This window comes from Micromonospora sp. 4G55 (genome assembly GCF_016803375.1).
Genome location: NZ_JAEVHN010000281.1, coordinates 1 through 7,661 on the forward strand (window position 1 = coordinate 1; position 7,661 = coordinate 7,661).

Sequence of the window (7,661 nt, forward strand, 5' to 3'; positions counted from 1 at the left end):
CGCCGACGGTGGGGAGGCCGCGGAGCAGGTCGCCTGGCTCGTCCGGGTGGCGAGGGCCTACCGTTCCCCGGAGGTCACCTGGCTACGGGCCGGGCTGGGCCCGGCGACCGGCGCCGACGACAGCGAGAGGCAACAGCGTGTCCAGTGAGACCAGGGTCATCGCGCCCGCCGGCCCCGGCGTCGCGCGGATCGTCACCGAGATGTTCGCCCCGGCCGTGTGGGCGGCGGCGATGCCGGTGGTCGTGGCGCTGCACGCCACCGCGCCGGCCTGGCTGGCCGGCCTCGGCTGGGCGCTGCTGGCGGTGTTGTTCAGCGCGGTGGTGCCGTACGGGATCATCTGGCTCGGGGTGCGGCGCGGCCGGCTCACCGACCACCACATCGGGGTACGCGAGCAGCGGCGCGGGCCGCTGGTCGGCGGCCTGCTCTCGGTGCTGGCGGGTATCGCGGCGCTGGTCCTGCTCGGGGCGCCCCGGGCGCTGGTGGCGATGGTGGTGGTGATGTTCGCGGTGCTGCTGGTGGTCACCGCGGTCAACCAGGTCTGGAAGCTCAGCGCGCACGCGGCCGTCGCCGCCGGGGCGGTCGGGGTGCTGGTGGTCGTCTTCGGGCCGGCGCTGCTGGTGGCGTTCGGCCTGGTGGCCCTGATCGGCTGGTCCCGGGTGCGGCTGGGTGACCACACCACCGCCCAGGTGCTCGCCGCGGCGTGGCCGGCGTGCTGGTCGGGGTGCCGACGTTCCTGCTGCTCGGCTAGGACACCGGTCCCGCCGCCGAGGTGATCGAGCTGGACGAGGTCAGCCGTTGACGAACTCGTAGACCTCCGCCGGCGCCGGGCCGATCTTCCCGTCGAACGGCGCGCTCAAGTCGGGCTTGAAGCCGTGCCCGGAGTAGCTGATCTCCGACGGCTGCTCCGGTCGGCCCCCGGCGGCCGGCAGGGTGAACCGCAGGCCCACAAGCCGCCGCTGGGAGTCCACGGTCGCCTCGAACGGCACCGACCGGGTCTGCTCGGGGGTGAGCGACCGCAGGTGCGCGTCGTCGATGAGGCGACTGGCGCCCGGTTCGGTCGCCCGGGTCAGATCCAACGTGCCCCGATAGCCGCGCTCGCCGTTGCGTTCGGCGGTGCCGACCCCGGCGAGCAGGTCCTCGGCGTGGGCCGGGTCGCCGAACCGCTCCAGCGTGGCCCGGCGCGCCGGGTTCACCTTCGTCATGTCCAGCCGGGTCCACCGGTCCTCGGTCAGCGGATTGCTGCGGACCAGGTGCTGGCCGTCCCGGTGCAGCACCTCGAAGGTCACCCGGGCCTTGGCGATCTCGCCGCCGACCACCCTGATCCGCAGCCAGCCGTCGCGCCCGTCGGCCGCGCCGGCACCGATGGTGGTGGGCGTGCGGAACTGGAAGCTGTAGGGGCCGCGGTCCAACGCCTGCGCCGCCTGGCGCAGCTCGTCGAGCGCGGACGGCCCGGACGGGGTCGCGGCGTCGCCGCTGGCGAGGTCCCGCGCCACCCCGCAGCCGGTCAGGGTGAACAGGAGGGCGAGCACGCTCGCCGAGGCACGGACGGTCACCGGACACCTCCCCGCGAGGGCGGACCGCCGCCGGCCGTCCGGCGGCGGTCCACAGCGGATACCCAGGTGGCGGCGCCCGCAATCCCCCTCGGGTCCGCGCCCGGGTCAGCCCGCCACGCCGAGCGGCCCGTCGACCAGCTCGCGGGGCAGCCCGTGGGTGTCGTGCAGCCACGCGTAGTCGGCGTCGGTCAGCGGCCCCGGGACCGGCACCCGCTCGACCACCGGCCGCCCCCGCCGCAGCAGGGCCCGGAAGCGCCGTTCCTCGTCGAGGAGCACCTGGCGCAGCGGCTCGACGTCGCCGCGCTGGCGGAACCGGCGCAGCGTGTCCGCGTACGGCTGGTCGGGCAGGTCGGCGAGGGTCCGGGTCGGATCGTCGCGCCACAGCGTGGTGAGCGCCCGCCGGACCAGCCGGCGCAGCACGTAGCCCCGGCCGGTGTTGGCGGGCCGGACGCCGTCACCGAGCACCACGACCGCCGAGCGCAGGTGGTCGCAGACGATCCGGTGCGCCGTCTCGTCCAGCGGCCACCGGTCGCGGACCGCCTCGACCCAGTGGGTCAGGCCGGCGCACTCGAAGACCGACCGGCCGCCGCGCAGCACCATCTCCAGCCGCTCCAGGCCCATCCCGGTGTCGATGTTGGGCTGCGGCAGCGGCTCCAGCCGGCCGTCGTCGTGCCGGTGGTAGCGCATCCGCACGTGGTTCCAGACCTCCATCCACCGGTCGTCACCGCCCGGGGTGCCGGCGGGCGGGCCGTCGCCGGTCCAGACGAAGATCTCCGAGTCCGGCCCGCACGGTCCGGTGGGGCCGTTGGACCACCAGTTCTCCGCGCGGGTCAGCTCCACCGGCACGCCGAGTTCGGTCCACGTCGCCAGCGCGGTCTCGTCGGGGCCGACCTGGTCGTCGCCGCCGAAGACGGTGGCGTGCAGCCGGCCCGGGTCGACGCCGAAGCCGTCGGTGAGCAGCTCGTAGCCCCAGCGCAGGCTCGGCCCGATGCCGTAGTCGCCGAGCGACCAGGTGCCGAGCATGTCGAAGACGGTGAGGTGGGTCGGGTCGCCGACCTCGTCCAGGTCGGTGGTGCGCAGGCAACGCTGCACGTTGACCAGGCGGCGGCCGGACGGGTGGGGACGGCCCGCGAGGTAGGGCGTCAGCGGGTGCATCCCGGAGGTGGTGAAGAGGACCGGATCGCCCGGCGGTGGGATCAGCGGGCTCTCCGGCGCGGACCGGTGGCCCCGCCGGTGGAAGTGGTCGACGAAGGTGCGGACGATCTGCTCGGGTGTCATGGCGTAGGGCCTTCCGGTGCGGGTGCGACCGGTACGGCCCGCCGCGCGGACGCGGGGGTGCAGACGCGCGAACGCCGGCGGACCGTTTCCGGTCGCCGGCGTGGGGTCAGGTGATCAGGCGGCGGCAACCGGCGAGCGGGAAGCTCGCGCGGCCGCGGCGGTGGTGCGCCTGATCTGCATGGCCCGACCGTACCGCGACGACGGCACCGCCGGCCACCGCGATTCCGGGTGGCTCGGCGGCGCCGTCGTGGGTGCTCAGGCCCCCGAGGGAGCGAGGGTACGCGTCGACAGGTCGTCGGCCGGCTTCGGCGTGGCCGGGGTCCGGTTGGGCAGCGACAGCCGGATGACCTTCCACCAGGCCGAGGCGACCTGCTTGGGCAGCGGGCCGGTGGTGTACTTCAGCCCGTACCGGTCGAAGAGCGCCCGGACCTGCGGGGCGATCTCCTGGTAGCGCTTGCTCGGCAGGTCGGGGAAGAGGTGGTGCTCGATCTGGAACGACAGGTTGCCGGTCATGATGTGCATCAGCCGGCTGCCGCTGATGTTGGCCGAACCGAGCATCTGCCGCAGGTACCACTCGCCGCGCGTCTCGCCCTCGATGCTGGTCTTCTCGAAGGTCTCCACGCCGTTCGGGAAGTGCCCGCACATGATCACCGAGTGGCTCCACAGGTTGCGGATCAGGTTCGCGGTGAAGGTGGCGGCCAGGGTGCTGAAAAAGGACGGGCCGGACAGCAGCGGGTGCACGATGTAGTCCTTGAGCACCTGACGGCGGATCTTGCGGCCGACGGCGCGGGCCCGGGCCCGGAACTCCGGGGCCTTGCGCCGGTCCTTCTGCAGGTTGCGGCCGAGCTCCAGGTCGTACGCGGCGATGCCGTACTCGAAGAAGCAGGCGTTGACGAAGTTCCACAGCGGCTGGCCGAGGTGCATCGGGTGCCACTTCTGGTCCTCGTCGACGCGCATGATCCCGTACCCGAGGTCGTTGTCCTTGCCGAGCACGTTGGTGTACGTGTGGTGCAGCTGGTTGTGCGAGTGCTTCCACTGGTCGGCCGGGGAGACGTGGTCCCACTCCCAGGTGGTGGAGTGGATCTTCGGATCGCGCATGAAGTCGTACTGGCCGTGCAGGATGTTGTGGCCGATCTCCATGTTCTCCAGGATCTTGGCCACCGCCAGGCCGGCGGTGCCGACCACCCACGCCGGCGGGAAGAGCGAGAAGAGCAGCACCGCGCGGCTGCTGATCTCCAGCGTCCGCTGGGTCTTGATGACCTTGCGGATGTACCGGGCGTCGGACTCGCCGCGCTCGGCGATCACCCGGTCCCGGATGGCGTCGAGCTCCTTGCCCAGGATCTCGATGTCCTCGGCACTGAGGTGGGCGATCGGGTTGTCCGGCTTCTTCTGGATAGCGGTCACGTCCGGCCTCCTGTCTACAGATCGATGTCGCAGGTACCGGCCGCCGCCGACACGCAGGTCTGGATGAGTACGCCGTCACCGGGGACGGCCGTGGTGATGTCCCCGGTCCGCAGGTCGCGGACGCCCCCTGGCGCAGCGGGAGGACGCAGCCGTAGCAGATGCCCATCCGGCAGCCCGACGGCATCAGCGCACCGGCGGCCTCCCCGGCATCCAGGATGGGGGTCGCGCCGTCGGCCCGCACGCTGAGACCGGCCCTGGTGAAGGTGACGGTCCCGCCCTCCCCCGGTGAGATCACGGTCGGCCGGAACCGCTCGGTGTGCAGCCGCTGCGCCGCGCCGGCCGCCCGCCAGTGCTCCTCCACCGCGTCGAGCATCCCGATCGGGCCGCAGGCCCAGGTCTCGCGCTCCAGGTGGTCGGGGACCAGCCCGGCCAGGTCGTCGACGCCGAGCAGCCCGTCGGTGTCGGTGTGCCGCTCGACCAGCCGGATCGCCCCCCTGTCCGGCGAGCGCCCGCAGCTCGGCGCCGAAGACCACGTCGGCCGGGGTCGGCGCGGAGTGCACCACCACGACGTCCGACCGGCCGAGCGCGCCGGCTCGCAGCATCCCCATGACCGGGGTGACGCCGCTGCCGGCGGTGAGGAAGAGGACCCGAGCCGGCGCGGGGTCGGGCAGGACGAAGTCCCCCTGCGCCTGGTCGAGCTGGACGATGGCGCCCGGGCGGATGCGCCGGACCAGGTGGTTGCTGACCTTCCCGTCGGGGATCGCCTTCACGGTCACGCAGATGCGGCCGTCGGGACGCCCGGGAGCCGAGGTGACCGAGTACGCCCGCCACTGCCGGACCCCGTCGACGTCCACGCCGAGGCGCACGTACTGCCCGGCGGTGTGGCCGCGCCAGGCACGGCCGGGCTGGATGGTCAGCGTGGCGGCGTCGCGGGTCTCGGCGTCGACGGCGACCACGCGACCGCGCAGCGCGGCCCCGGCGCGCAGCGGCGCGACCAGGTCGAGATAGTCCGCGGGGAGCAGTGGGGTGGTGACCGTCTCGGCGAGCCGGAGGAGCCGGTCCCGGACGGAGGGCCTCGTCGGGGGACGCGGGACGGTGGTGGTCATATGTCCAGGGTCGTCGCCCGTTCGCATAACATCTTGGCCAGCAAAGGTGAATTGACCACGGGTTCTTGTTCGGGGGGAACAACATGTCCGATCCTTCCGGGGCCACCAGCCGCCGGGCGGCGCACCTGGAGCTGGACGAGCGGGTGGCCGACCGGCTGCGCGGCCAGCTGCCCGCGGTGGCCGAGCGGACGGTCACCGCGATCACCGCCGAGGTCCCCGACTACTCGGGCACCCTCACCGGGCAGATGCGCGAGAAGATCGAGAACGCGGTCCGCATCGCGCTGGGCACGTTCCTCCAGCTCATCGAGCGGGCCGACGCCGCCGACCCGAGCACCCCGCTGAGCCGGGCGCTGGAGGCCGCGTACGCCCTCGGCAGCGGCGAGGCCCGGTCCGGGCGGAGCATGGACGCGCTGCTGGCCGCGTACCGGGTGGGGGCCCGGGTCGCCTGGCGAGAGGTCTCCGCCACCACCGTGCGCGACGGGCTCTCCGCCGAGCGGGTGGCGGACTTCGCCGAGCTGATGTTCGCCTACATCGACGAGCTCTCCGCCGCCAGCGTGGCCGGGCACACCGACGAGCTGGCCAGCGCCGGGCGGGTGCACCGGCGCGACCTGGAACGGCTGGTCCGGCACCTGCTCGCCGGCGAGCCGGAGGAGGTGCTGCGCCGCAGCGCCGAGCGGGCGGAGTGGCCGCCCCCGCAGACCCTCACCGTCGCGGTGCTGCCGCGCAGCAACCTGCGCGGGGTGCTCGCGATGCTCGGGCCGCACACCCTGGAGAGCGGTGAGGACCTGCCCGGGGTGGAGCTGGCCGAGGAGTCCGCCGTGCTGCTCGTTCCCGACGTGCACGGCGGGCGCCGGCGGCGGCTCACCGGCGCGGTGCAGGGGCACCGGGCGGTGGTGGGGCCGGCCCGGCCGTGGACCCGGGTCGGCCGAGTCGTGACCAGCCGCGTGCTGCGGCCGCTGGCGCTCGGGTTGGACCGGCCGGCGGACGGCGCGCCGCTGGACACCGAGCAGCACCTGGCCCGGCTGGTGCCTCAGCACCGACCCGGAGGCCCTGGCGGACCTGCGCGCGCAGGTGCTGCAACCGCTGTCGGCGCTGCCCCCGGCGACCGCCCGGCGGCTGGCCGAGACGCTGCGCTCCTGGCTGCTGCACCAGGGCCGGCGCGACGACGTCGCGGGCGACCTCTTCGTCCATCCGCAGACCGTGCGCTACCGGATGGGTCAGCTGCGCGAGCTGTACGGCGAGCGCCTCAACGACCCGGCGACGGTGCTGGAGCTGACCCTGGCGCTGGCCTTCCTGCCGGCGGAGTGAGCCGACCGGCCGCCACGGGTGGCCGCGCCCACCCGGCCGCCGGACGAGCGGGAAGTACAGCGCCGGCATCGCCGCCCGCCCGTTGCCGGCGGCGATCGGGTGGAAGGACGCCACGTCGAGGTAGGCGCGGGCGCCGTTCCGCGCGCGGGCCGGCACCCACACCGAGCTTGTCATCGGTTCGGCGACGCTGCGTCGCCCACCGTTCACAAAGTTGATCTGGATATTGGCCGTCTTCTCTGTCCATATGTACGCAGGCGATCCCGCCACCCTCATTGGACGGAGCACCATGACCCGTACCCTGCGCGCGACGGCCACCATCCTCGCCGCCGCCCTGGCCGCCACCCTCGGCCTCGCCCACCCCGCCTGGGCCGCCAGTTACTCGGCCTCACTGACCACCGCGGTCGCCGGCCTACCGGTCGCCACCGAGGTCCGCACCGGCTACAGCCGCGACCTCTTCCCCCACTGGATCGACGCCGACGGCGACGGCTGCAACACCCGCAACGAGGTGCTGATCGCCGAGGCCGTCTCCGCCCCGACGGTCGGCGGGAGCTGCACGCTGTCCGGCGGGCGGTGGTACTCCTACTACGACAACGCGTACTGGACCATCACCAGCGACCTCGACATCGACCACATGGTGCCGCTCGCCGAGGCCTGGGACTCCGGCGCGCGCAGCTGGACCACCAGCCGCCGCCAGGCGTACGCCAACGACCTGGGCGACAGCCGCCCGCTGGCCGCCGTCACCGACAACGTCAACCAGGCCAAGGGCGACCAGGACCCGGCCACCTGGCTGCCCCCGTACGCCTCGGCCCGCTGCCGCTACGTCAAGGAGTGGGTCGCCACCAAGATCCGTTGGCGGCTCACCGTGGACAGTGGCCGCCGTCACCGACAACGTCAACCAGGCCAAGGCGACCACGGACCCGGCCACCTGGCTGCCCCCGTACGCCTCGGCCCGCTGCCGCTACGTCAAGGAGTGGGTCGCCACCAAGATCCGTTGGCGGCTCACCGTGGACAG

The 7,661-nt window shown here is 73.7% G+C and carries 4 protein-coding genes and 3 pseudogenes; 3 read left to right on the top strand and 4 right to left on the bottom strand.

The genetic code is table 11. The features are described from left to right. The first annotated feature begins 200 nt into the window (after positions 1-200). Positions 201-748 (top strand): annotated as a pseudogene (locus tag JNW89_RS21260) (hypothetical protein). Between the two features lie 40 nt (positions 749-788). Here the strand turns inward: JNW89_RS21260 and JNW89_RS21265 are convergent. The 4 genes and pseudogenes from JNW89_RS21265 to JNW89_RS21280 all read right to left on the bottom strand — a co-directional run bounded on the left by JNW89_RS21265 (position 789) and on the right by JNW89_RS21280 (position 5,341). Then, positions 789-1,553, bottom strand: a complete 765-nt coding sequence (locus JNW89_RS21265) for a hypothetical protein (RefSeq protein ID WP_238450236.1) — start codon at positions 1,551-1,553, stop codon at positions 789-791. 105 nt (positions 1,554-1,658) lie between these two features. Further along, the gene (locus JNW89_RS21270) at positions 1,659-2,831 is read right to left on the bottom strand and encodes an alanine--tRNA ligase-related protein (protein ID WP_238450237.1); all 1,173 of its coding nucleotides are present in this window, start codon (positions 2,829-2,831) and stop codon (positions 1,659-1,661) included. Between the two features lie 255 nt (positions 2,832-3,086). Then, entirely contained in the window at positions 3,087-4,235 is a 1,149-nt protein-coding gene (locus JNW89_RS21275) for an acyl-CoA desaturase (RefSeq protein ID WP_238450238.1), read from the bottom strand. A gap of 14 nt (positions 4,236-4,249) precedes the next feature. Next, positions 4,250-5,341: pseudogene (locus tag JNW89_RS21280) on the bottom strand (ferredoxin reductase). 83 nt (positions 5,342-5,424) lie between these two features. Here JNW89_RS21280 and JNW89_RS21285 point away from each other — a divergent pair. Next, positions 5,425-6,649: pseudogene (locus JNW89_RS21285) on the top strand (PucR family transcriptional regulator). A 286-nt stretch (positions 6,650-6,935) separates the two neighbouring features. Beyond that, the coding region (locus tag JNW89_RS21290) for an HNH endonuclease family protein (protein ID WP_238450239.1) at positions 6,936-7,661 on the top strand (726 nt) is incomplete at its 3' end.